This window comes from Kitasatospora sp. NPDC049285 (assembly GCF_040678815.1).
GTDB lineage: Bacteria > Actinomycetota > Actinomycetes > Streptomycetales > Streptomycetaceae > Kitasatospora.
The window spans coordinates 22,518-44,684 of sequence record NZ_JBFAQR010000043.1 but is presented as its reverse complement, the minus strand read 5'-3'; the positions used below and the strand labels follow the sequence as shown (position 1 = coordinate 44,684).

The following is a 22,167-nucleotide window of genomic DNA, read 5'->3' as shown; positions in this document are numbered from 1 at the left end:
GCCGGCCCTATGCTGACCGGCGTGGCGGAGATCGAGAACGACCAGGCGCACCCGCGCGAGTACCGGGTCGCCGAGCTCGCCGAGGCGGCGGGCGTCAGCGTGCGCACCGTCCGCTTCTACCGCGAGCGCCGCCTGCTGCCGCCGCCCCGCAAGGAGGGCCGGATCGCCTGGTACGGCGAGCAGCACCTGGCCCGGCTGCGGCTGATCGCCGAACTGCTGGAGCGCGGCCACGCGCTGAGCGGCATCGCCGAGCTGATCGGCGCCGGCGAGGACGGCCGGGACGTCGCCGAGCTGATCGGCCTGCAGGCCGCGCTGGTCGCGCCGTGGTCCGACGAGACCCCCGTCCACCTCGACTGGGACGAGCTGCACGCCGCGTTCGGCGACCAGCTCACCGAGGCCAACACCGCCGAGTCCATCGCCCAGGGCTTCATCACCGTCGAGGACGACGGCATCACCCACATCAGCCGCCGCCTGATGGACGCCACCGTCGCCCTCACCGACGAGGGCGTCCCGCTCGCCGCCGTGCTGGCCGTCAGCCGCCGGGCCCGCGAGTACGCCGACGCGATGGCCGACATCTTCGTCACCCTGATCAGCGACCACCTGCTCGGCGGCCTCGCCCGCGTCCAGGACCTCACCCCCGCCGAGGCGGCCCGCCTCACCGAGCTGATCCAGCGCGTCCGCCCCCTCGCCCGCGCCGTCAACGACGCCCAGTTCACCCTGGCGATGGACCGCCGCGTCCGAGCCGAGTACGACCGCCTGAACCCCACCTGACCCACCGTCGGACCACCAGCCGCCACACGGCCCGTCACCCCACCCACCACCCCGTCCCGAGCGAGCACCCTCCCGCCCCACCCCCCTCTCGCATCACCCCACCTGCCGCCTGGACCTCACTGCGTCCCGAGCGAGCACCCTCCCGCCCCACCCCCTCTCTTCACCCCACCTGCCACCTGGACACCATGCCTCCCGCACGGGCGTGCGAGAGTGGGTACGGGTGGAAGGAGCACGGGCGTGCTGATGGAGAAGGTGGCGGAGATCCTCGCCGAGGCTTCGGCGATTGCGGTCGAGCCGCGATTCCGGGCGCTGGCGGCGGGCGAGGTGATGGAGAAGGCCCCCGGCGAGGTGGTCACCGTCGCCGACCGGGAGGCCGAGCAGATCATCGCCCGGCGGCTGACCGAACTGCTGCCGGTGCCGGTGGTCGGCGAGGAGGCCGTGGCCGCCGACCCTGACCTGGCCCGCGCGCTGCACGCCGAACCGGCGGCCTGGCTGGTCGACCCGGTCGACGGCACCAAGAACTTCGTGGCGGGCAAGCCGTCCTACGCCGTGATGGCGTCCCTGGTCCGGGCGGGCCAGACCGTCGCCGCCTGGATCTGGCAGCCCGCCACCGCCACCGCGTACGCCGCCGAGCTCGGCTCCGGCGCCTGGCGCAACGGCGAGCGGCTGGTGCGCGACCGGGTCGGCACCGGGCCCGAGAAGTGGACCGGCATCGTCAAGAGCCGCTACCTGGCCCCGACCATGCACCGGCGGCTGCTCGCCAACGCCCGCGCCCTCGGCCCGCTCGACCCCGGCCAGAGCGCCGCGGGCATCGAGTACCCGCGGGTCGCCACCGGCGAACTCGACTTCATCCTCTACTGGCGCACCCTCCCCTGGGACCACGCCCCCGGCTCGCTGCTGATCACCGAGGCCGGCGGCCGCTCCGCCCGCTTCGACGGCTCCCCCTACCGGCCCGAGGCCCCGGGCGGGCAGGACGGCCTGCTGGTCGCCGCCGACCCCGACCAGTGGGAGCGGCTGCGCACCGTCCTGCTCGCCGGGATCTGACGACGCCTCGGCCGGAAGCGGCTACCAGAGCACGGGCAGCCGCTCCGGCAGCCGCTTGATGAACCCGTCCCGCCAGGCCAGCTGGTCCGCCGGGACGGCCGGCCGCAGCTCAGGCAGGCGCTGCACCAGCGCGGTCAGCGCGATCTCCGCGTGGGTGCGGCCGAGCGCCGACGCCGGGCAGAAGTGGCGCCCGCCGCCGAACGCCAGGTGCGGGTTGGCCGGCCGGTCGAAGTCGATCCGCTCCGGGTGCGCGAACACCGCCGGGTCGTGGTTCGCGCCCTCGATCAGCACCAGCACCAACTCGCCCGCCCGGACCAGCACGTCGCCGAGCTGCAGGTCCGCCAGCGCGATCCGCGGCAGCGCGTCGCCGATCGACAGGTTGTAGCGCAGCAGCTCGTCCACCGCGCGCGGCGCGAGCCCCGGCTCCCGCCGCAGCCGCTCGGCCAGCTCCGGCCGCTCGCACAGGTAGAGGACCGCGTGCAGCAGGAACGAGGAGGTGGAGACCGCGCCCGCGCCGAACAGCGACAGCGCGACGGTGGCCAGCAGTTCGTCGTCCACCCGCTCGGCCGCGTCCGACGAGCGCCGCAGCGCGGCGAACCTGCCCAGCAGGCCCTCGGTCGGCTCGGCCTTCAACTGCCGCAGCATGTAGTCGAGATCCTTGTACCAGTTGGCGGCCGAGCCCTCGAACGGGACCGGGCTGGTCAGGAAGGCGACGTCGATCCCGGCCATCAGCCGGCGCCAGTCCGTGGCCGGGATGCCGAGCAGCCGGCAGTGCAACGCGGCCGAGTACGGCTCGGCGAAACCGGTCCGCAGCTCGCCGGGCGCGCCCTCGGCCTGCAGCGCGTCGATCAGCCGGTGCGCCTCGGCCTCCAGCCACGGCCCCAACTGGGCGTCCGCGCGCGGCGAGAGCGTCTTCATGACCGCGTCGCGCAGCCCCGCGCTGGTGATGTTCCCCATGTTGTCGACCACCTCCGCCGGGATGGTCAGCGCGTACTGCCGCGGCACGCCCGGGTTGGCGGTGTCCTTGAGGCTGAACCGCTCGTCCTCCAGCACCTGCCGGGCCAGCGCGTGGCTGGACACCAGCCAGGCCGGATCGCCGGTGAGCGTGCGTACCCGGGCGACCGGGCGCTCGGCGCGCAGTTCGGCCACCTCGGCGGGGACGACGTCGCCGCGGCGGGCGAGCGGGAAGGTGAACTCGGTGGGCATGAGGTGTCGCTTCCTTTGCTGGTACGGGTGATTGACCGACCGTCAGGCGACGGCGCGGGACGCGGCCACGGCGGGAGTGACCACCGCGTAGCCCTGTCCGGGCGCTGCCCGGAGTCCCTCGGTGCGGCCGAACAGGACCGCGGTGAGCGGGAGTTCGACGTGGTACGCGGCGATCGAGGTCGGTGCTCCGAGCAGCGCCGGGGAGTCCAGGAAGAACGGCAGTTCGGCGGCGATGTAGTCCACCGCCGCGGCGAGGTGATCGGGCCGCGGCGCGCTGTCGTCCGTCCCGCGGGCGGCGAGGAAGCCGCGGGCCATCCGCTCGGTGGCGGCGCGGAACTCGCCGTCGGTGCGCAGTGCTTCGGCGGCCCGGGCGGACAGCCGGCGGTAGACCGGGTCGTCGAGGAACTCCGAGAGCAGGTGGATTCCCACCCGGGTGCGACCGGCCTCGGCGACGCCGCGCTCGATCCGCCGCCGGGTCGCCTTGACCTCCTTCTCGGCCCGCCGCCGGGCGTGTTCGGCGTCGTACCCCGCCGCGGCGAACTGCGCGTCGACGCTGACGTCCGCCTGCACGACGTCCACCGCCGCGAAGAAATCGCGCCCCCAGTCCACGAGTTCGGCAATCCGCGCGGCGCTGAAGTAGCTGTTCCCCGGACTGACCCCGATCAGCAGGTGGTCACCGCGGGCGAATACCGACCGGCACCGGGCCGAGAACGGCAGGGCCTCGAAAGCGGTGTCACGGCATGCCAAGGAAACCGCAGAAACGCGGTCACGCATGGTGGAGCCCCCTTGTGCCGCAAGTCCCTGTGGAGCCGTGCGCTCCCGGTGTGGCGGCGACTACGCGAAGCTACCGCCCGGCGCGGCCGGAATCACAAGCGGAAAGCAGGGGTTGACGGAAATCCGGCCCTCTTGGCTGAATTCCGGTGGACAACCGGAGAACAGGTGTGTTCACGGACCTAGAACGCACAACGCCGGTGCCCGTAAGGTAATGTGACGGCACTTCAGAATACGCCAGTGGAGGATTGTCCAGCGAATTCCGTCAAGGAGCGGGCGCCCTTGGTCAGTTCGCCCGAGGCACCCGGGGCGTCGAGGGCGATGCGCAGCGCAGCCACCGGTCGGCGGCGCCGGGGGTCGGCTGGGCCGGGCCGCGGAGGTCGGCTGCCGGCTGCCGGCTGCCGGCTGCCAGTAGCGTCGATCCGCTGGTCCGCGACGAGAGGGCACGCGCGGCACCGGGAGCACACAGGCGGCTGACGCCCGGTTGTGGTGCCGCGTGCTCCCGGTCTCAGCGGACCGCGTGGCCCGCCTCCGTGACGGCGGCCAGGACCTCCGCCACCTCCTGCTCCGTCGTCCGCGGGTTGAGCAGCGTGAGCTTGAGCCGGACGCGGCCCGGTCCGCTGCCGGGGAGCTCGGTGCGGCCGACCACCGCCCGGCCCGAGCGCAGCAGGAGCCGCCGCAGTTCGGCGTTGACCCGGTCGGTGTCCGCCGCGTCCGCGTCGGCGGGGCGGTGGCGGAACACCACCGTGCTCAGGATCGGCTCGCAGTGCAGCTCCAACTCCGGCGACTCCTCGACGAGTCGGGCGACGCTGCGGGCGAGTTCGTGGCAGCGGTCGACCAGCTCGCCCAGGCCGGCCCGCCCGAGCGTGCGCAGGGTGACGGCGAGTTTGAAGGCGTCCGGGCGGCGGGTGGTGCGCAGCGACTGGCCGAGCAGACTGGGGTAGCCGGCCTCCTCGTCGTCGGCCGGGTTGAGGTAGACCGCGCGGCGCGCCAGCGAGGCGTAGGTGCGGGCCTCGCGGACCAGGAAGACCCCGGCCGCGGCGGGCTGCCAGCCGAACTTGTGCCAGTCCAGCGAGACGGAGTCGGCCCGGTCGAGGCCGTCGAGCAGCGGCGCCAGCCGCTCGGAGAACAGCGCGCCGCCGCCGTACGCGGCGTCGACGTGCAGCCAGGTCCCGTGGCGCGACGCCAGGTCGGCGATCCGCGGCAGCGGGTCGATGCCGCCGGTGTCGGTGGTGCCGGCGGTGGCGACCACCGCGATCGGGGTGACGCCCTCCCAGCCCGCCTCGGTGAAGGCGTCGGCCAACGCCTCGGGGACCATGCGCAGTTCGCGGTCGACCGGGATGGCGCGGACGGCGCGCTCGCCCAGCCCGAGCAGGGCGGCCGCGCGCTGGACCGAGAAGTGCGCGACCTCGGAGGCGAAGATCCGCGGCCGGACGGCCCGCGGCAGCCCGTTCAACTCGACGTCGGGGCCCAGGCGTTGGTCCCGGGCCAGCATCAGCCCCATCAGGTTGGACTCGGTGCCGCCGGTGGTCAGCACCCCCGCCGCCAGCTCCGGTTTGAAGCCGACCAACGCGGCGAGTTCGCCCAGCAGTTCGGTCTCCAGCGCGGTGGCCGCCGGGGCCTGGTCCCAGGAGTCCTGCGAGGGGTTGAGCGCGCTCACCGCGAGGTCCGCGGCCACCGCGACCGCGAGCGGCGGGCAGTGCAGGTGCGCCGCGCAGGCCGGATCGGCGGGGTCCGCCGCCCCGTACGCCAGCAGCTCCACCAGCCGCCCGAGCGCCCCGTCCCCCTCGGCCTCCGCCAACGCCACCCGCACCGCCGAGGCCACCTCCCCCGGCTCCCCGCCGACCACCGGCCCGCCACGCCGCGCCGCCCCCGCCGCCAGCGCCCCCAGCACCTCGGCCACCAGCGGCCGCAACGCCTCCGCCCCGGCCACCCCGCCGGACAGCTCCGTCAATCCGCTCACGTGGATCTCCCCACTTCGGTGCTTGATCGATTTGTTGACAAGGAGTCAGAAACGGCTCCGCCGCCGGCAGGGCGCCTCCCCCCGCCCGACCCTGCTACGCCGAAGGCGTCTGCATCGCGTGCTCGATCGCGTCGCAGAGCCGGTCGAGGACCGCGTCGGCCTGTTCGTCGGTGATGGTCAGCGGCGGGAGCAGGCGCAGGACGGCGTCGTGGCGGCCGCCGAGTTCGACGATCAGGCCGCGGGCGAGGCAGGCTTCGCGGACCCGGACGGCGAGCCGGGGGTCGGCGGGATGGGCGCCGCAGGTGTCGGTCTCGGCGGTGGGGTCGACGAGTTCGACGCCGAGCATCAGGCCGCGGCCGCGGACGTCGCCGATCACCGGGAGCCGGTCGCGCGCGCCGTCGAGGCGGGCGGCGATCCGCGCACCGACGGTCTCGGCCCGGGCGACCAGCCCGTGGGCGGCGATGTACCGCAGGGTCGCGGCACCGGCCGCCATCGCGAGGGTGTTGCCGCGGAAGGTGCCGGTGTGGGCGCCCGGCTGCCAGGTGTCGTACTCCTCGCGGTAGACCACCACCGCGAGCGGCAGGCTGCCGCCGATCGCCTTCGACAGCACCATCGCGTCCGGCATGATCCCGCTGTGCTCGACCGCCCACATCGCGCCGGTCCGGCCGACCCCGGTCTGCACCTCGTCGACGATCAGCGGGATGCCGCGTTCCGAGGTGATCCGCCGCATCTCGCGCAGCCAGCCGTCGGGCGCGGGGACGACACCGCCCTCGCCCTGCACGGCCTCCAGGATCATCGCCGCCGGCGGCAGCACCCCGCCTGACGGGTCGTCGAGCAGCCGCTCGGTGTACGCGACCGAGAGCTCGGCGCCGCGTTCGCCGCCGACGCCGAACGGGCAGCGGTAGGCGTACGGGTAGGGGAGGCGGGTGACCTCGCCGCCGCTGGGGAGCGGGGCCTTGGCGGCGAGGTTGCCGGTGACGGCGAGCGCGCCGGCCGTCATGCCGTGGTACGCGCCGGTGAAGGCGAGGGCGCCGCGGCGGCCCGTGGCGGTCTGCATCAGCTTGAGCGCGGCCTCGACGGCGTCGGTGCCGGCCGGGCCGCAGAAGTGGATCCGCGCCTTCTCGGCGAACTCCCGGGGAAGGCCGGCCAGCAGCGTGGTGGTGAAGTCGTCCTTCTCGGCGGTGGCGAGGTCGAGCAGGTGCAGCGGGGCGCCGCTGTCCAGGGTGCGGCGGATCGCCTCCAGTACCACCGGGTGGTTGTGGCCCAGCGCCAGGGTGCCCGCACCGGAGAGGCAGTCCAGGTACCGGCGCCCGTCCGCACCCTCCACGGTCATGCCGTTCGCGCGCACCGGGACGATCGGGAAGGACCGGGCGTAGGTGCGGGCGGCCGACTCGCGGATGCGCTGGCGGCGCAGGATCGCGTCTCCGGCCGGGGCGGCGGCGGTGCCGACGGTGAGGGTCACAGCGGAGCTCCCTTAGAAAAGTTAGGTAAGGCTAACTTTACTGCCGGATATCCGGACGCCCCTGCTGCCAGGGCGATTGATCACTCGTCCGAGTGAGACCGCTCCCCCACTCCCTCAACGAGCCGGGCCCGGAGTGGTAACGGCCCTTCCCGAAGTACCCTGCGAGCCATGACCACTCCGCCCTCCGACGCCGCACCGGCCACCGCTCCCGGGGACGGCGCCGCGCACCGTCGCGAACTCGCCGAGACCCGGGCCTTCTTCGCCGAACGCGCCGCCCGCTGGGACAGCAAGTACCCGGACGACAGCCCCCGGTACGCCGCCGCCATCGCCGACACCGGGCTGACCCGCGGTCAGTTCGTGGTGGACGCCGGGTGCGGCACCGGTCGCGCCCTGCCGCCGCTGCGCGCCGCGGTCGGCCCGGAGGGCACCGTGCTCGGTGTCGACCTCACACCCGAGATGCTCGCCCAGGCCGCCGCCCACCGCGCCGACGCCGCCCTCGTCCAGGCGGACTGCGCCCGCCTCCCGCTGCCCGACGGCGTCGCCGACCTGGTCTTCGGCGCCGGTCTGATCTCCCACCTCCCCGGCCCGGTCACCGGCCTGCGCGAGCTCGCCCGGATCACCCGCCCCGGCGGCCGCCTCGCCCTCTTCCACCCCCTCGGCCGCGCCGCCCTCGCCGCCCGCCAGGGCCGACAGCTCACCCCGGACGACCTACGCGCCGAACCCCGCCTGCGCCAACTGCTCACCGCAGCCGGCTGGACCCTGCACGACTACACCGACCAACCCGAGCGCTACCTGGCTCTCGCCGAGAAAGCGGTGCGGTAAGGGAGTTGACGCAGCATCGGCCACCCGCCACGACACCGCCTGTGCCGCACACCAGGGCCGACAGCTCACCCCGGACGACCTGCGCGCCGAACCCCGCCTACGCGAACTGCTCACCGCAGCGGGCTGGACCCTGCACGACTACACCGACCAACCCGAGCGCTACCTGGCTCTCGCCGAGAAAGCGGTGCGGTAAGGGAGTTGACGCAGCATCGGCCACCCGACGCGACGCGGTCCGTCAGCGTGCGTTCCACCGGTAGCTGAGCTCCGGGCGGCCGACCTGGCCGTACTGGGGCTCGCGGTGGGCGAGTCCGGTGGTGACCAGGTGTTCGAGGTAGCGGCGGGCGGTGATGCGGGAGACGCCGGTGGCGGTGGCGGCGGCGCCTGCGGAGAGGCCGTCGGGAGCCTCGCGCAGGGCGGTGGCGATGGTGTCGAGGGTGGGCGCGCTGAGGCCCTTCGGGAGGCTGCTCCGGTCGGTGGTGCGCAGCAGGGCGAGGGCCTGGTCGACCTCGTCCTGCCCCGTGGCGTCGCCGTCCCGCCCGAGTGTGGCCCGGTAGCGCGCGTACTGCCGGAGCCGGTCGGCGAGGGCGGCCGAGCCGAAGGGCTTGAGCAGGTACTGGACGACACCGACGGTGACGGCCTGCCGGACCATGGCGAGGTCGCGGGCGGAGGTGACGGCGATGACGTCGGCGGTGTGCCCGGCGGCGCGCATGCCGCGGCAGAGCTGGAGCCCGTGGCCGTCGGGGAGGTGCAGGTCGAGCAGGACCAGGTCGACGGGGGTACCGCCGTCCCGGGCCCGGTCGAGGGCGCGCATCGCGGCGGCGCAGGAGTGCGCGGTGGCGGTGACGGTGTAGCCGGGGGTGCGGCCGACGTAGCGGGTGTGGGCGTCGGCGGCGACCGGGTCGTCCTCGACCACCAGCACGTGGATGGTCATGCGCCCACCCCGCCCACTGCGCCCACCCCGGCCGCGCCGTCCGCCGCTCCACCGTCCGCGCCGGCAGAAGCCCCACCGTCCGCGCCGGCCTGCCGCTGTCGCGCCGGCGCCGCCGGGAGCGCCAGCGGGAGGCGGACGGTGAGCACCGCGCCGTGCTCCTTGCCGACCTGCACCTCGCCGCCGTTGCGGTGGGCGGTCTGGGCGACCAGGGCGAGGCCGAGGCCGCGGCCGTGCTGCTTGGTGGTCCAGCCGCGGCGGAAGACCTCGTCCGCGGCGCCGGGGTCGATGCCGGGGCCGGTGTCGGCGACCCGGAGCAGCAGGTGGCCGTCGGCGGTGCGGGCGGTGACCTGGACTTCGGGGGCGGCCTCGGCGGCGTTCTCGATGGCGGCGTCGACGGCGTTGTCGATCAGGTTGCCGAGCAGGGTGACCAGGTCCCGGGGGGTGAGCCGGGCCGGCAGGACGCCGTCGTCGATGCGGCTGTCGGGGGTGAGGATGAGGTCGACGCCGCGTTCGGCGGCCTGCGCGGCCTTGCCCAGCAGCAGGGCGGCGAGCACGGGTTCGGCGACCGCGCCGACCACCTGGTCGGTGAGCCGCTGGGCGAGCGCGAGTTCGGCGGTGGCGAACTCCACGGCTTCGCGGTGGCGGCCGAGTTCGATCAGCGAGACCACGGCGTGCAGCCGGTTGGCGGCTTCGTGGGTCTGCGCGTTGAGCGCCTCGGCGATTCCTCGGACGGTGTCCAACTCACCCGTCAGGCCCTGGAGTTCGGTGTGGTCGCGGAGGGTGACCACGGTGCCGAGGCCCGGTCCGACCGGGGAGGTGTTGACCAGCACGACGCGCTCGGCGGTCAGGTGCACCTCGTCGCGGACCGGCTCGGTGGCCTCCAGCGCCCTGGTGAGCGAGCCCGGAAGGTCGAGTTGACGGACCGTCAGCTCGGTCAACTCTCCGTTCAGGCCGAGCAGTTCGCGGGCGGCGTCGTTGCAGAGCAGCACCCGGTGGCGGCCGTCCAGCAGGACCAGTCCCTCGCGGACCGAGTGCAGCGTGGCCTGGTGGTACTCGTAGAGGTGGGCGAGCTGGTGGGCGTCCATCCCGTGGGTCTGCCGGCGCAGCCGGGCGGCGAGCAGGTAGCTGCCGGCGCCGCCGAGGGCGAGCGCGGCGGCGGCGACGCCGACCAGGGCGAGCAGCGGGGTGCGCAGCCGGGCGGAGATGTTGTCGACGGTGATGCCGGCGCTGACCAGTCCGACGACGTGGTGCGCGTCGTCGTAGACGGGGGTGACCACCCGGATCGAGGGGCCGAGGGTGCCGGTGTAGGTCTCCTGGTAGGTGCGGCCGGCCAGCGCCTGCTCGATGTGGCCGAGGAAGGGGCGGCCGATCTGGGCGGGGTCGCGGTGGGTCCAGCGGATGCCCTGCGGGTCCATCACGGTGACGAAGTCGACGCCGGTGTCGACCCGGACCCGCTCGGCGTAGGGCTGGAGCACCCCGCTGGGGTCGGGGCCGGTGGCGGCCTCGCGGACGGTGGGCGCGTCGGCGACGGCGAGGGCGACGGAGGTGACCTGGTGGCGGGCGGAGTCCTCGGCGCGCTGCGCGGTGAACAGGTAGGCGAGGACGGCGCCGCCGGCCACCACGGCGGCGACGATGACGATCTGCAGCGCGAACAGGCGGCCGGCCAGGCTGCGCCGCCGCCGGCGCTGCGCGGCGGGTGCTCCCCGGGAGGTGCCGTTCGGGTCCATGTCGAACAGTGTGCCGCGTGTCCGGGACCGGACTCCACGCCCGCGACGGTCGGGGTGCCGCCCAGCGGGTCACGTGGCGGTGAAGGCCGGGTGCTGAACCCGGCGTGGCACGGCGTGCGTGAACTCTATGTACGCAAACGTGACCTGGCTCACTCGGGCTCGGATAGTCGTGCCCGGCCCACCACCCAGGGCCGGGCGCCCTTCCCCCCGAGGGCGCGAGGACTTGCACGGCGAAGGAGCCGCACCATGACGTCGACCGGGTCGAGAAGGGCCGATCGCACCCACTACCTGTACCTGGCGGTGATCGCCGCGGTGGTCGCGGGCATCGTGGTCGGGTTGGCCGCGCCGAAGTTCGCGGTGGAGCTGAAGCCGGTGGGCACCGGCTTCGTCAACCTGATCAAGATGATGATCAGCCCGGTGATCTTCTGCACCATCGTGCTGGGCGTGGGGTCGGTCACCAAGGCCGCGAAGGTCGGCCGGGTCGGCGGCCTGGCCCTCGGCTACTTCCTGGCCACCTCGACCGTGGCGCTCGGCATCGGCCTGCTGGTCGGCAACCTGCTGGAGCCGGGCAGCGGCCTGCACCTGACCGCCGCGCTGGCCAAGTCCGGCCACGCGCAGGCCGCGGCGGGCGGAGCCGCCTCCACCGCGGACTTCCTGCTCGGCGTCATCCCGACCACCCTGGTCTCGGCGCTGACCCAGGGGCAGGTGCTGCAGACCCTGCTGGTGGCGCTGCTGGTCGGCTTCGCGCTGCAGGGCATGGGCGCGGTCGGCGCCCCGGTGCTGCGCGGGGTGGAGCACCTGCAGAAGCTGGTGTTCAAGGTGATGTCGATGATCATGTGGGTGGCCCCGATCGGCGCCTTCGGCGCGATGGCCGCGGTGGTCGGCGCGACCGGCACCGCCGCGCTGAAGAGCCTCGCGGTGATCATGGTCGGCTTCTACGTGACCTGCGTGCTGTTCGTGGTCGTGGTGCTCGGCCTGCTGCTGCGGCTGGCCGCCGGGGTCAACGTCTTCACCCTGCTGCGCTACCTGGGCCGCGAGTTCCTGCTGATCCTGTCCACCTCCTCCTCGGAGAGCGCGCTGCCCCGTCTGATCGCCAAGATGGAGCACCTCGGCGTCAGCCGCCCGGTGGTAGGCATCACCGTCCCGACCGGGTACAGCTTCAACCTGGACGGCACCGCGATCTACCTCACCATGGCGTCGATCTTCATCTCCGAGGCGATGGACAAGCCGATGTCGATCGGCGAGCAGCTCTCCCTGCTGCTCTTCATGGTGATCGCCTCCAAGGGCGCGGCCGGTGTCACCGGCGCGGGCCTGGCGACCCTGGCCGGCGGCCTGCAGTCGCACAAGCCGGCCCTGGTGGACGGCGTCGGCCTGATCGTCGGCATCGACCGCTTCATGTCCGAGGCCCGCGCGCTCACCAACTTCGCGGGCAACGCCGCCGCCACCGTCCTGATCGGGCACTGGACCGGCGAGCTGGACCGCACCCGGATGGCCGCGGTCCTCGCCGGCGAGCTCCCGTTCGACGAGGCCGCCGAGGTCGGCCACGACGTGCCCCACGTCCCGGCCCAGCCCGCCGCCCCCGCGGTCGAGCACACGGCCTGACGCGCCCTCGCCCCCCGGCTCCCCCGTCCTCACCCCCCTGCGAGGACGGGGGTCGCGCGTCTGCGCCCGCTCCCCGCTCGTCGACGGCCGCTCAGCACGGGTCGGCGGTGCTGCCGGAGAGCGCCCAGGCCAGGCCGGTGGCGGGGTCCTCGACGGCGAGGTGGACCGGCCAGAGTTCGTCGGCGGGGTCGGTCCAGGCCAGGCAGCGCAGCCGGGCCACCAGGGCTTCGACCTCGGTCCGGGCGGGGTGGCGTTCGCCGGTCATCGCGGCGAGCACCTGCCAGACGGCGAGCCGGCCCTGCGCGGCCCCGCGGTCGGGGCGGGCGGACGCGAGGTGGACCAGCGCGGGGTAGGCGGCGGCGAACGGAAGCTCGCCGCCGGTCACCCGCCCGGCCGGGACGAATTGCGCGGCGGCGTCGGCGGCCCGGCCGCGGACGCACACGGCGGCGGTCCAGCCGGCCAGCCCGGCCAGCAGCCTGGTCGCCGTCTGGCCGATCAACCGCTGCCCTGGATAAGGGAGTTCGATGACGGTCAGGCCTTCGCGGGTGGGCGGGACGGCGTGCAGGGCGCGGCGGGCGCCGCCGGCCGGCAGGTACTCGCGGACCCGGGTCTCCGGCTCCCAGCCGCCCTCCTCCCAGGGGCGCAGGCCGTAGGGCACCCCCACCTCGTCGGTGCCGGCGGGCAGTTCCTCGCCGAGCAGCACCCGGGTGTGCCGGACCAGCCGCCGGATCGGCGGCGCGGTGAGCAGCCCGTCCAGCCGCCACCAGGGGTGCCGGGTGGCCAGCACCTCCCACAGCGGACCGGCGTCGTGGTCCCCGGCGGTGGCCGGCGCGCCCGGCCCGCCGTCGTACTCGAACAGTCCGACCCCGACGAGTGCGGGCGCGCCGTACGCGACCAGGTGACCGAGCGGTCCGGCCAGCGGGTCGCCGAGCGCGCGGGCCGTCCGGAACCGCGCCAGCAGTTCCGGCCACCGGCCCTCCGCGGCCAGCCGGCGGCCCGACGGCCCCCACCCGTACCCCGGCGGCCGCGCCGGCTGCGAACCGTTCTCGACGATCATCTTTTCAATGTACGACCGCCCGCGGTCGCCGCCCTGACATCCCGTCGGTCACGGAGCGTCGCGCCCGGCGGCGGGCGGCCGCCGGTCCATCAGGCCGAGCCGGTACGCGGCGGCGACCGCCTGCGAGCGGTCGCGGGCGCCGAGCTTGCCGAGGATCCGCTTCACGTGGGTCTTCACGGTCGACTCGGCGAGGTGCAGCAGCGCGGCGATCTCCGCGTTGGGGTGGCCCTCGGCGGCCAGCCGCAGCACCTCGCGCTCACGGGCGGTGAGCGCCGCCAGCGGGCCCTCGGCGGGCGGGGGTACGGGGTCGGGGCGCTCGAGCAGGTGGCCGAGCAGGTCGCGGGTGACCGCCGGGTCCAGCGCCGCCTCGCCCGCCGCGACCGCCCGCACCGCGTCGATCAGCCGCTCCGGCGAGGCCCGCTTCAGCAGGTACCCGGCGGCCCCGGCACGCAGCGCGCCCCAGACGTACGCGTCGTGGTGAAAGGTCGTCAGCACCAGGACCCGCGGCCCGAGTCCGGCCAGCCGGGCGGTCGCGGTGACGCCGTCGCAGCCGGGCATCCGGACGTCCATCAGCACCACGTCGGGCAGCAGCCGCCGGGCCAGCCCCACCGCCTCCAGGCCGTCGGCGGCCTGCCCGACCATCTCGATGCCCTCCGCGCTCTCCAGCACCACGGCGAGTCCGGCGCGCAGCAGGGGGTCGTCGTCCGCGAGCAGCACTCGCACGGGCCGGCCCGCGCCGGCCGGGCTCATCAGCCCTTCCCGAGCGGGAAGGTGACGCGCAGTCGGAAGCCGCCGTGCTCACCGGGCAGGTGTCCGCCGGCGCCGTGGTCGACGGCCCCGCCGAACCTGGCCGCGCGTTCCGCGATGCCGCGCAGGCCGCGTCCGGGGCGGTAGCCGTCCGGCGGTCCGGCGCCGTCGTCGCGGACCTCCACCACCGCGGCGGCGCCCGCCCGGCCGATCGACACCGCGGCCCGCGCGGCGCCGGAGTGGCGCAGAGTGTTGGTGAGCGCCTCCTGGACGATCCGGTAGGCGCAGCGGTCGAGGTCGGCGGGCAGCTCGGCGGTGTGCCGGACCGTCACCTCCAGTCCGGCCTGCGCCATTCGCCCGGCCAGCCGCGGCAGTTCGGCCAGTCCCGGCTCGGCGGCCGTGTCGTCGCCGGACGCGGTGCCGGATGCGGTGCCGCTGTCGCCGCCGCCGTCGCTGCCGCGCAACAGGCCGAGGACCCGGTCGAGTTCGCCGAGCGCGTCCTGTCCGGTGCGCTCCAGTTCGCCGAGCAGCTCGCGGCCGCGTTCGGGCGTCCGGTCGAGCACACGGCGGGCGGCGCCGGCCTGCACCAGCATCAGGGTGAGCGAGTGGCCGAGCAGGTCGTGCACCTCGCGGGCGATCCTGGTCCGCTCCTCGGCGAGCAGCAGCCGACGGGCCCGGCTGCGCTCGGCGGCCTGCGCGGCGAGCCGGTGGGCGGTGGCGTAGCCGAACGCCCAGGCGGCCAGCCACACCGTCAGCACCCCGATCGGGAGCACCGGGGCGGCCTCCTGCGCGCCGGTGAAGTACCCGGCCATCCCGGCCACCACGATCGGCGGCCCGAACAGCGCCCGCCCCCGCCCGGCGTACCGGCCCAGCGCGTACGCGCCGAGCAGGTTGGCGTACGGCGACACCGGGCTGGGCAGCACCGCCAGCGACTCGGCGGCGAGCGCGGCGGTGCCCACCAGGTACGCGGCCAGCGGGGCGCGGCGGCGCAGCGCGACGGCCGCGGTCAGCACGGCGGTGAGGGCGAGCGCCGCGGGCATCCGGGCGCCGATCCGCTCGGCGGCGCCGAACCGTTCGACCAGCATGGCGGCGAGCAGGGCGACGGCGGGGACGGTGTCGGCGAGCCGCTCCCGCCCGGCGGGGCCGAGCCGGACGGCCGGGCCGGGAGCGGCGGGGGTGGGGTGCATGGGCCCGTCCTCGGGTCTTCGGGGTCTGCCGCTGCGAGGCTAGCCAGCGCCCGTGCCCGCGGCGCCGGTTCTCGGGGGTTTCTCCGGGTGCGCTCCGGGTCGCTACCCCAGCGGGGGTACGCCGGCCGACCCCGCTGCGGGGACGCCGCCGGCGGCGCGCCGTCCCTAGCGTCGGCGGCATGGAAATCCCCACCGCCCCACGGCTGTTGCCCCGCCACCGCGTCGGTCTCGGCGTCGTCTTCCTGCTCGCCGCGGCGATCGCCCTGCTGTCCGCCCGCTACTTCGCGCTCGACCCGGACTCCTTCCTCCCGGAGCAGCGCGACACCTACCTCGCGCACGAGGTCCCGCTGCTGTTCCACATCGGCGGCGGCACCGGCGCGCTGCTGCTCGGCCCCTGCCAGTTCCTGCCCCGGCTGCGCGCCCGCCGCCCCGCCGTCCACCGCGTCCTCGGCCGGCTCTTCGCCCTGTTCGCCGCCGCCACCGGTGTCGGCGGCCTCCTGCTCACCCCGTACGGCCTGTTCCGCCCCGCCGCCCCACTGGGCTTCGCCGCCCTCGCCGTCGGCGTGCTCACCACCGTCACCCTCGGCGTGACCGCCGCCCGGCGCGGCCGGATCGCCCGCCACCGGGTCTGGATGGTGCGCTGCTACGCCCTGATCTTCACCGGCGTCACCTTCCGCCTCTGGCTGATGCTGCTCGGCGCGGCGGGCGTCCCCTTCGAGCAGGCGTACGTCAGCGGTGCCTGGGCCGCCTGGCTGCTCAACCTGGCCGTGGCGGAACGCCTGTTGCGCCCGCGCACGTGAGGCCCCGTCCGCCCGTGCCCACGACGCGGCCCGCTACCTCAGCGACATCAGCGGCATGTGGGTCCGGACCGTGCGGGTCGAGGGAGGCTCCGTGAGTCACGTCCTCGGCCACGGCGCCTTCACCGTCAGCGACGGCATTCGGGCCGCCCTCGCCGACGCCGTCCACGCGCAGCCGCTGAACTCCTGGCCGGTCGCCTCCCGTCTCACCTCCTGGCTCCGGGCGATCGCCCGGCACCAGGCCGACCAGTCCGAGCCGCCGCACGTGGAGTGCGTCAGCTGACGCCCCGTCAGCTTCTGGCCTGGGCCAGCAGCCGCGCCGAGTGCACCTTCCCGGCGTGCTCGACCAGGCGGATGAGCACCTGCTTGCCGGAGGCCCGCTCGCGGGCGTCGCAGACCACCACCGGGGTCTCGGAGTCCAGGTCGAGGGCGCGGGAGACCTCGACGGGTCGGAAGTCGCGGGTGCCGGCGAAGTGGTTGACGGCGACCACGAAGGGGATGCGGCGGTGCTCGAAGAAGTCGACGGCGGGGAAGCAGTCGGTGAGGCGGCGGGTGTCGGCGAGGACGACCGCGCCGAGGGCGCCCTGGGCGAGTTCGTCCCAGAGGAACCAGAAGCGGTCCTGCCCGGGGGTGCCGAAGAGGTAGACGGCCAGGCCCTCGCGGATGGTGATCCGGCCGAAGTCCATCGCCACCGTGGTGGTCGTCTTCCGCTCGACCCCGCCGAGGTCGTCGACGTGCCGGCCGGCCGCGGTGAGCTGTTCCTCGGTGCGCAGCGGCTTGATCTCGCTGACCGCGCCGACCAGCGTGGTCTTGCCGACGCCGAAGCCGCCCGCGACCAGGATCTTCAGCGCGAGCGCGTCAGAGAGCGCGGAGTCCATTGATGACCTCCTGGAGGATGTGCTCGTCGGGGAGCAGGGCCGGTGGGACGGGTCGGCTGACCCGGATGTGGTCGGCGTCGAGGAGGTCGCCGAGCAGGACGCGGACCACGCCGACCGGCAGGTCGGTCTCGGCGGCGAGTTCGGCGACCGAGAGGGCGTTGCCCCGGCACAGGGTGAGGATGGCGGTCTGTTCCGGGCCGATCGGCAGCGCGGCGGGGTCGGCGACGTCGGTGACCACCAGCGCGATCAGGTCGAAGGCCTGGCCGGGGCGGGTGCGGCCCTTGGTGACGGCGTACGGGCGGACCATCGGCCCGGCGTCCTCGTCGTACCACTGGACCGGGCGGTCGGGTGGCGGCGGGTAGCCGAACGGGGAGCCGGGCAGGTAGCGGCGGGGCGGGTAGGCCACGGGGTCACCCCTGGTAGGGACTGCGGGGTGCGGCGTGCAGGTGTTCGCCGACCCGGCGGACCAGGCGGGCCATCTCGTAGGCGATGAGGCCGAGGTCGGCGTCGGAGGTGGCGAAGACGGCCAGGCAGGTGCCCTGTCCGGCGGCCGCGACGAACAGGTAGCCGTGCTCCAACTCGACCATGGTCTGTCGTACTTCGCCCGCCTCGAAGTGCCGCCCGGCGCCCTTGGCGAGGCTGTGGAAGCCGGAGGCGACGGCGGCCAGGTGCTCGCCGTCCTCGCGGCTGAGGCCGGTGGAGTGGCCCATCGACAGCCCGTCGGCGGAGAGCACCACGGCGAACCGGACCTGGGCGGTGCGGGCGACCAACTCGTCGAGCAGCCAGTTGAGTTCGCCGGTGGGGTGGGTGGTGCCGATCATCGGGCGTCTCCTCGGTTCTCGGAGTGCGGGGCGGGGGCGCTGCCGCGCGCCCAGCCGCGCTGGAAGGCGGCCATGGCGTCGCGGGCCCGCTCGGGGTCGCGGTCGACGGGCCCGGCGGGGCGCTGCCCGGGCGCGGGCGGTTCGGGGGCCTCGCGCAGTTGCGGGGCGAGGCTGGCCTGCCGTACCCGGCGCGGGAGTTCGTCCTCACCGGCGGCGGGCACCGCGATCGACGGCAACGCCTGCGCGGGAGCCGGCGGCGTCGGCACGTCGACGCGCTGCGACGGCACCGCCGTCGGCGCGAGCGGCACGGACCTGGGCTGCACGGACGTGGGCGGCACCGGCGCGGGCGGCACGGGTGCTGGCGGAACAGGTGCGGGCGGAACAGGTGCGGGCGGCACCGGCCCGGGTGCCAACTCGGCTTCCAGGACGGCGGGTTCGCTCGGCCGCAGGTCGAGCATCTCGGTCGGCAGCAGCACGACGGCGGTGGTGCCGCCGTACGCGGAGGGCCGCAGCGCGACCTTGACGCCGTGGCGCTTGGCGAGCCGGCTGACCACGAACAGGCCGAGGCGGTCGCTGTCGAAGAGGTCGACCTGTTCGCTGGCCTCGATCCGCCGGTTGGCGTCGGCGAGTGCTTCGGGGCCCATCCCGAGGCCGCGGTCCTCGATCTCCACCGCGTAGCCGTTGCCGACGAGTTCGCCGCGGACCAGGACCTTGGTGTGCGGCGGGGAGAACCCGGTGGCGTTCTCGACGAGTTCGGCGACCAGGTGGGTGAGGTCGGCGACGGCGGGGCCGGTGACGGCGGCGTCGGGCATCCGGTGGACCTCGACCCGGGGGTACTCCTCGACCTCGGCGACGGCGGCCCGCACCACGTCGGTGAGCGGGACGGGCTTGCGCCAGGCCCGGCCGGGCGCGGCACCGGAGAGGATGATCAGGCCCTCGGCGTGGCGGCGCATCCGGGTGGTGAGGTGGTCGAGCCGGAACAGGTCGTCGAGCTCGGCGGGGTCCTCGGTGCGCCGCTCCATCGCGTCCAGCAGGGTGAGTTGACGGTGCACCAAGACCTGGCTGCGGCGGGCCAGGTTGACGAACACCCCGGAGACGCCGGAGAGCACCTCGGCGCGTTCCACCGCCGCGGTGACGGCGGCCCGCTGGACGGTGTCGAGCGCGCGGTGCACCTGCCCGATCTCGTCCGCGCCGTGCGGGCGCAGCGGTGCCTCGCGCTCCACGTCGACCTCCTCGCCGGACCTCAACCGCCGCATGGTGGCGGGGAGTTTTCGTCCGGCGAGCTCCAGCGCGGAGTTCCGCAGGCCCTGCAGTTCGGTGACCAGGCCGCGGCCGATCTGCACCGAGACCAGCAGTGAGCCGATCACCGCGAGCAGGCCGAGCAGCACGGCGGTGCCGGAGGTGCTGAACAGGCCGAGCGCGTACGGGTCGGAGCGTTCGGCGGCGGCTGCCCCGGCCTGCTGCTCGATGCCGGCCAGCGCGCGGGCGACGGCGTCGGCGGCCAGGTTCCACCGGTCGGCGGGGACGGCGGCGAGGGCGGCGCGGCCGTCGGCGGCGGTGCGCACCGCGTCCTCGTAGCGCTGGAGTTCCTGGTAGTCGGCGCCGCCGGTGACGGTGGCGAGGGCGGCCCGGTCCGCGCTCGGCAGGTCGCGCGCGGCGGTCTGCTCGAACTGGCGGCGGGCGTAGGCGGCGGCGGTGAACTCGCGCTGCTGCTCGTCGGCGAGCCGGCCGGAGGCGACGGCGGCGCGCAGCAACGCGTCCTCGCGGGCGAGCAGTTCGCGGGAGCGGGCGAACTCCAGGAGCACCCGGGCGTCGGCGGCGACCCGGTGGTCCTGGAGTCCGCCGAGCGAGCCGGTGACGGCGAGCGCGTCGTCGACGGCGGTGGTGTAGGTCGCGTAGGCGTCGGCCCAGGCGGCGGTCCGGGCGAACAGCTGCTCCCGCAGGGCGGGCAACCCGGCGACGGCCCGGCCGAGTTGGTCGAGCCGGGCGGCGGCCTCGGCGCCGAGGCCCTCGGCGTCGGCCCGGTTGTAGCCGTCGGCGAGGACGAGCGGCGCGGCGGCCCGGTCGGTGGCGCCGGCCGCGCTGCGCAGCTCGGCCTCCCTGGTGGCGCCGGGTCCGGCCAGTAGCTGTCCGGCGGCGGTGCGTTCGGCCTGCAGGGCGGCGACGGTGCGGTCGACGGGGGTGCGGACGGTGGCGTCGACGTCCTTGATCCGCAGCAGGTCCCAGACGTCCCCGGCGGCGGTGATGGTGGCGAACGACCACAGTGCCATCACCGAGATCACCGGGACCATCAGCACCGCGACGATCTTGGCGCGCACGGTGCGCGGGCGCAGCCCGAGGCGGGGGCCGGGGACGTCGGACCGCACGGCGGTCTCCCGGGCGGGCGGTCCGGCGTGGGCGCCGCGGCGCGGGGTGCCCGGTCCGGAGCGGGCGGGGCCGCGGGAGGTGCTGGGGGCGGGCGGTCCGCTGCGGGAGGTGCCTCGGCTTGGGCGCATCGTGGGGGCGGCCTTTCGGGGTGGGCTCCGGGGTGCAGTGACGTTTCGTCAGGCGGTCTGGTCCGGGGTGCTGCGCGGTGACGTGCCGTCGGCCGGCGTGCGACGGTCCGTCAGGCGGCGCGGCCGAGGTCCTCGACGGCGATCTCGCCGGCCTCGCGGTAGGCGGCGCGCTCCTGCGCGGTCGGGGAGAGCGCGACGAAGGCGGAGGTGAGGAAGAGGAAGGAGCCGAGGCCGACCGCGAGCGGGAAGATGAACTGCATCGGGGTGGCGCCGCCGAGGTCGCTGCGGGCGGGCACCATGTGGACCTGCACGGCGGCCATGCCGGTGTAGTGCATGCAGCTGACCGCGATGCCCATCACCGCCGAGGCGGCGCCGGCCGCGAACACGTTGCGGATGGTGACGGCGGCCCACAGTGCGGCGGTCGCGGCGGCCACCGCGATCAGCACCGACAGCGCGACCGTCCCGGGCCGGTACGCGAGGTGTCCGTGGATCCGCACGGCGGACATCCCGAGGTAGTGCATCGCGGCGACCCCGACGCCGGTGGTCAGGCCGCCGAGCAGCAGGCCGCGCCCGCGGTGCGGCCCGTACCCGACGGCGAAGACGCCGAGGCCGACCACGGCGATCGCGACCAGCAGGCTGAGGACGGTCAGCGGGACGTCGTAGCGCAGTTCGGTGCCGTCGACGGTGAAGCCGAACATGGCGACGAAGTGCATGGTCCAGATCCCGGAGCCGATGGCGGCGGCCGCGGTGAGCAGCCAGTTGCGCCGCGCGGCGCCGGTGGCGGTGAGGGCGCGCAGGGTGCAGCGCAGGCCGAGCGCGGCACCGGCGCAGGCCATCAGGTAGGAGAGCGTCGGTGTGATCCAGCCGAAACTGAAGTGGTTCATCGTTCCCATCGGGTGCCTCCGACGGCGGGTGACATATGCCACCTGCCCATGCTCTTTCGGTCTCGGATGGGCTGGACGCTACCCAGAGTTGAGAGATGGTCACCGGAAGATGTGAAAAGCACCCCGCAGTATGGGGAGATTGTGCTCAAATGGCCCGGAGTGGTCTGTCCGTGTGGTGTGCCGGAGATCGCCACGGGGCGTCAGGAGCCCGCTGACGAGGGAATATTCGCTGTCGCACGGTCTGCGGCGGCCGATAGCATCCGCCTGCTCACCGCCGTACCGCTTCCGCAGAGGATCCTCTTTGTCCATACCTTCGCCGTCGTCCCCGCCTGCCGCCGACGCGATCGTCGCCGGCCCGGCCTCCGACCCGGCACCCGAACTCTCCTGCCGCTTCTGCGGTTCGACGCCCGCCGTGGACGTGACCGTCCGGGGCCACATCGGCTTCCTGGTCATCATGAAGTTCCTGAAGCTCCGCGGCCCGTTCTGCCGCGACTGCGGAACGGCGTCCGTCCGGGAGATGAGCGCCGACAGCCTGTGGCAGGGCTGGTGGAGCATCGGCTCACTGCTGTTCAACCCGTTCGCGCTGATCTCCAACCTGGTGGCGATGCGCCGGATCCGCCGCCTGGCGCCCCCGCTCCCGGGTGCCGCCGGCACGCCGAAGCAGCCGGGCAAGCCGCTGTACCTGCGGCCGGAGATCGCCGGCCTGCTCGCGCCGGTCCTGATCGTCGGCGCGATCGTCCTGGTCTCCCAGGGCGACCCGGACTACGCGGACGTCGGCGACTGCGTCCGCAACAGCGGCAGCGTCCTGATGCCGGACGTCAAGGTGGTCGACTGCGGCGGCTCGGACGCCCAGTACCGGATCGTCGGCCGCACCGAGAACGCCGACGACGCCGCCTGCAAGCCGTACCCGCAGACCGACGCCAGCTACGTGGTCAAGGGCGGCCGCACGACCTACACCCTCTGCCTCGCCCCGGTCACGCGCTCCTGACCCGCCCATCCACC

Annotated in this window: 21 protein-coding genes and 1 pseudogene; 8 read left to right on the top strand and 14 right to left on the bottom strand. The window is 74.9% G+C overall.

The genetic code is table 11. The features are described 5' to 3' along the window. The first annotated feature begins 21 nt into the window (after positions 1 to 21). Complete coding sequence (locus AB0K51_RS24330) at positions 22 to 771, top strand: MerR family transcriptional regulator (protein ID WP_363458946.1); 750 nt, start codon at positions 22 to 24, stop codon at positions 769 to 771. Positions 772 to 1,014: 243 nt separating this feature from the next. Then, a complete protein-coding gene (locus tag AB0K51_RS24325; RefSeq protein ID WP_363458978.1) occupies positions 1,015 to 1,815 on the top strand; it encodes an inositol monophosphatase in 801 nt (266 codons plus the stop codon). Between the two features lie 21 nt (positions 1,816 to 1,836). Here the strand turns inward: AB0K51_RS24325 and AB0K51_RS24320 are convergent, their stop codons facing one another. The 4 genes from AB0K51_RS24320 to AB0K51_RS24305 all read right to left on the bottom strand — a co-directional run bounded on the left by AB0K51_RS24320 (position 1,837) and on the right by AB0K51_RS24305 (position 7,217). Beyond that, on the bottom strand, positions 1,837 to 3,021 hold the full coding sequence (locus AB0K51_RS24320; protein WP_363458944.1) for a cytochrome P450: 1,185 nt from the start codon (positions 3,019 to 3,021) through the stop codon (positions 1,837 to 1,839). Positions 3,022 to 3,063: 42 nt separating this feature from the next. After that, positions 3,064 to 3,795, bottom strand: a complete 732-nt coding sequence (locus AB0K51_RS24315) for a tRNA-dependent cyclodipeptide synthase (RefSeq protein ID WP_363458943.1) — start codon at positions 3,793 to 3,795, stop codon at positions 3,064 to 3,066. A gap of 505 nt (positions 3,796 to 4,300) precedes the next feature. Continuing rightward, positions 4,301 to 5,755 (bottom strand): pyridoxal-dependent decarboxylase, encoded by a 1,455-nt coding sequence (locus AB0K51_RS24310; protein ID WP_363458941.1) that lies wholly within the window; start codon positions 5,753 to 5,755, stop codon positions 4,301 to 4,303. Between the two features lie 94 nt (positions 5,756 to 5,849). Beyond that, on the bottom strand, positions 5,850 to 7,217 hold the full coding sequence (locus AB0K51_RS24305) for a diaminobutyrate--2-oxoglutarate transaminase (RefSeq protein ID WP_363458939.1): 1,368 nt from the start codon (positions 7,215 to 7,217) through the stop codon (positions 5,850 to 5,852). A gap of 168 nt (positions 7,218 to 7,385) precedes the next feature. On the opposite strand from AB0K51_RS24305, the gene AB0K51_RS24300 reads away from it, so the two are divergent. Both AB0K51_RS24300 and AB0K51_RS24295 read left to right on the top strand, forming a co-directional pair. After that, complete coding sequence (locus AB0K51_RS24300; protein WP_363458937.1) at positions 7,386 to 8,039, top strand: class I SAM-dependent methyltransferase; 654 nt, start codon at positions 7,386 to 7,388, stop codon at positions 8,037 to 8,039. A 37-nt stretch (positions 8,040 to 8,076) separates the two neighbouring features. Continuing rightward, positions 8,077 to 8,232 (top strand): annotated as a pseudogene (locus AB0K51_RS24295) (SAM-dependent methyltransferase); the annotation flags it as partial. 42 nt (positions 8,233 to 8,274) lie between these two features. Here the strand turns inward: AB0K51_RS24295 and AB0K51_RS24290 are convergent. Continuing rightward, positions 8,275 to 8,970: a response regulator gene (locus AB0K51_RS24290; RefSeq protein WP_363458936.1), complete on the bottom strand. Its 696-nt coding sequence runs from the start codon at positions 8,968 to 8,970 to the stop codon at positions 8,275 to 8,277. Beyond that, positions 8,967 to 10,697 carry a sensor histidine kinase gene (locus AB0K51_RS24285; protein ID WP_363458935.1) on the bottom strand — a complete coding sequence of 577 codons (1,731 nt, stop codon included), beginning with the start codon at positions 10,695 to 10,697 and terminating at the stop codon, positions 8,967 to 8,969. Before AB0K51_RS24285 ends, AB0K51_RS24290 begins: the two co-directional genes overlap by 4 nt. A gap of 246 nt (positions 10,698 to 10,943) precedes the next feature. Here AB0K51_RS24285 and AB0K51_RS24280 point away from each other — a divergent pair, with 246 nt between their 5' ends. Beyond that, positions 10,944 to 12,299, top strand: a complete 1,356-nt coding sequence (locus AB0K51_RS24280; protein ID WP_363458933.1) for a cation:dicarboxylase symporter family transporter — start codon at positions 10,944 to 10,946, stop codon at positions 12,297 to 12,299. A 91-nt stretch (positions 12,300 to 12,390) separates the two neighbouring features. Here AB0K51_RS24280 and AB0K51_RS24275 read toward each other — a convergent pair whose 3' ends face one another. From AB0K51_RS24275 to AB0K51_RS24265, 3 genes are read right to left on the bottom strand one after another with little or no spacing between them, the layout of a single operon-like run. Beyond that, complete coding sequence (locus tag AB0K51_RS24275) at positions 12,391 to 13,356, bottom strand: hypothetical protein (RefSeq protein WP_363458931.1); 966 nt, start codon at positions 13,354 to 13,356, stop codon at positions 12,391 to 12,393. Positions 13,357 to 13,404: 48 nt separating this feature from the next. Next, on the bottom strand, positions 13,405 to 14,106 hold the full coding sequence (locus AB0K51_RS24270) for a response regulator transcription factor (protein ID WP_363458929.1): 702 nt from the start codon (positions 14,104 to 14,106) through the stop codon (positions 13,405 to 13,407). Continuing rightward, positions 14,106 to 15,290, bottom strand: a complete 1,185-nt coding sequence (locus AB0K51_RS24265) for a histidine kinase (protein WP_363458927.1) — start codon at positions 15,288 to 15,290, stop codon at positions 14,106 to 14,108. Before AB0K51_RS24265 ends, AB0K51_RS24270 begins: the two co-directional genes overlap by 1 nt. Before the next feature lie 179 nt (positions 15,291 to 15,469). Between AB0K51_RS24265 and AB0K51_RS24260 the strand changes: the two genes are divergently transcribed. After that, positions 15,470 to 16,090: a DUF2306 domain-containing protein gene (locus tag AB0K51_RS24260; RefSeq protein WP_363458926.1), complete on the top strand. Its 621-nt coding sequence runs from the start codon at positions 15,470 to 15,472 to the stop codon at positions 16,088 to 16,090. Between the two features lie 91 nt (positions 16,091 to 16,181). Beyond that, positions 16,182 to 16,370, top strand: a complete 189-nt coding sequence (locus tag AB0K51_RS24255) for a hypothetical protein (RefSeq protein WP_363458925.1) — start codon at positions 16,182 to 16,184, stop codon at positions 16,368 to 16,370. Between the two features lie 7 nt (positions 16,371 to 16,377). Here AB0K51_RS24255 and AB0K51_RS24250 read toward each other — a convergent pair whose 3' ends face one another. The 5 genes from AB0K51_RS24250 to AB0K51_RS24230 form a co-directional block, all read right to left on the bottom strand. Next, on the bottom strand, positions 16,378 to 16,965 hold the full coding sequence (locus tag AB0K51_RS24250) for an ATP/GTP-binding protein (protein ID WP_363458924.1): 588 nt from the start codon (positions 16,963 to 16,965) through the stop codon (positions 16,378 to 16,380). Then, positions 16,946 to 17,272 carry a DUF742 domain-containing protein gene (locus tag AB0K51_RS24245; protein ID WP_363458976.1) on the bottom strand — a complete coding sequence of 109 codons (327 nt, stop codon included), beginning with the start codon at positions 17,270 to 17,272 and terminating at the stop codon, positions 16,946 to 16,948. The genes AB0K51_RS24250 and AB0K51_RS24245 overlap by 20 nt, the downstream gene beginning before the upstream one ends. Positions 17,273 to 17,375: 103 nt before the next feature. Beyond that, complete coding sequence (locus AB0K51_RS24240) at positions 17,376 to 17,786, bottom strand: roadblock/LC7 domain-containing protein (RefSeq protein ID WP_363458923.1); 411 nt, start codon at positions 17,784 to 17,786, stop codon at positions 17,376 to 17,378. Continuing rightward, positions 17,783 to 20,281, bottom strand: coding sequence for a nitrate- and nitrite sensing domain-containing protein (locus tag AB0K51_RS24235; protein WP_363458921.1), 2,499 nt, complete (start codon positions 20,279 to 20,281; stop codon positions 17,783 to 17,785). The genes AB0K51_RS24240 and AB0K51_RS24235 overlap by 4 nt, the downstream gene beginning before the upstream one ends. A gap of 110 nt (positions 20,282 to 20,391) precedes the next feature. Further along, the gene (locus tag AB0K51_RS24230) at positions 20,392 to 21,174 is read right to left on the bottom strand and encodes an MHYT domain-containing protein (RefSeq protein ID WP_363458919.1); all 783 of its coding nucleotides are present in this window, start codon (positions 21,172 to 21,174) and stop codon (positions 20,392 to 20,394) included. Between the two features lie 292 nt (positions 21,175 to 21,466). Here AB0K51_RS24230 and AB0K51_RS24225 point away from each other — a divergent pair, with 292 nt between their 5' ends. Then, positions 21,467 to 22,153 (top strand): hypothetical protein, encoded by a 687-nt coding sequence (locus AB0K51_RS24225; RefSeq protein ID WP_363458918.1) that lies wholly within the window; start codon positions 21,467 to 21,469, stop codon positions 22,151 to 22,153. Positions 22,154 to 22,167 lie beyond the last annotated feature (14 nt).

Bases quoted from the DNA above. Each gene is read 5' to 3' on its own strand.
- AB0K51_RS24325 (WP_363458978.1), top strand. From the start codon at position 1,015: ATGGAGAAGGTGGCGGAGATCCTCGCCGAGGCTTCGGCGATTGCGGTC.
- AB0K51_RS24320 (WP_363458944.1), bottom strand. From the start codon at position 3,021: ATGCCCACCGAGTTCACCTTCCCGCTCGCCCGCCGCGGCGACGTCGTC.
- AB0K51_RS24315 (WP_363458943.1), bottom strand. From the start codon at position 3,795: ATGCGTGACCGCGTTTCTGCGGTTTCCTTGGCATGCCGTGACACCGCT.
- AB0K51_RS24300 (WP_363458937.1), top strand. From the start codon at position 7,386: ATGACCACTCCGCCCTCCGACGCCGCACCGGCCACCGCTCCCGGGGAC.
- AB0K51_RS24290 (WP_363458936.1), bottom strand. From the start codon at position 8,970: ATGACCATCCACGTGCTGGTGGTCGAGGACGACCCGGTCGCCGCCGAC.
- AB0K51_RS24285 (WP_363458935.1), bottom strand. From the start codon at position 10,697: ATGGACCCGAACGGCACCTCCCGGGGAGCACCCGCCGCGCAGCGCCGG.
- AB0K51_RS24280 (WP_363458933.1), top strand. From the start codon at position 10,944: ATGACGTCGACCGGGTCGAGAAGGGCCGATCGCACCCACTACCTGTAC.
- AB0K51_RS24275 (WP_363458931.1), bottom strand. From the start codon at position 13,356: ATGATCGTCGAGAACGGTTCGCAGCCGGCGCGGCCGCCGGGGTACGGG.
- AB0K51_RS24270 (WP_363458929.1), bottom strand. From the start codon at position 14,106: ATGAGCCCGGCCGGCGCGGGCCGGCCCGTGCGAGTGCTGCTCGCGGAC.
- AB0K51_RS24265 (WP_363458927.1), bottom strand. From the start codon at position 15,290: ATGCACCCCACCCCCGCCGCTCCCGGCCCGGCCGTCCGGCTCGGCCCC.
- AB0K51_RS24260 (WP_363458926.1), top strand. From the start codon at position 15,470: ATGGAAATCCCCACCGCCCCACGGCTGTTGCCCCGCCACCGCGTCGGT.
- AB0K51_RS24250 (WP_363458924.1), bottom strand. From the start codon at position 16,965: ATGGACTCCGCGCTCTCTGACGCGCTCGCGCTGAAGATCCTGGTCGCG.
- AB0K51_RS24245 (WP_363458976.1), bottom strand. From the start codon at position 17,272: ATGGTCCGCCCGTACGCCGTCACCAAGGGCCGCACCCGCCCCGGCCAG.
- AB0K51_RS24240 (WP_363458923.1), bottom strand. From the start codon at position 17,786: ATGATCGGCACCACCCACCCCACCGGCGAACTCAACTGGCTGCTCGAC.
- AB0K51_RS24235 (WP_363458921.1), bottom strand. From the start codon at position 20,281: ATGCGCCCAAGCCGAGGCACCTCCCGCAGCGGACCGCCCGCCCCCAGC.
- AB0K51_RS24230 (WP_363458919.1), bottom strand. From the start codon at position 21,174: ATGGGAACGATGAACCACTTCAGTTTCGGCTGGATCACACCGACGCTC.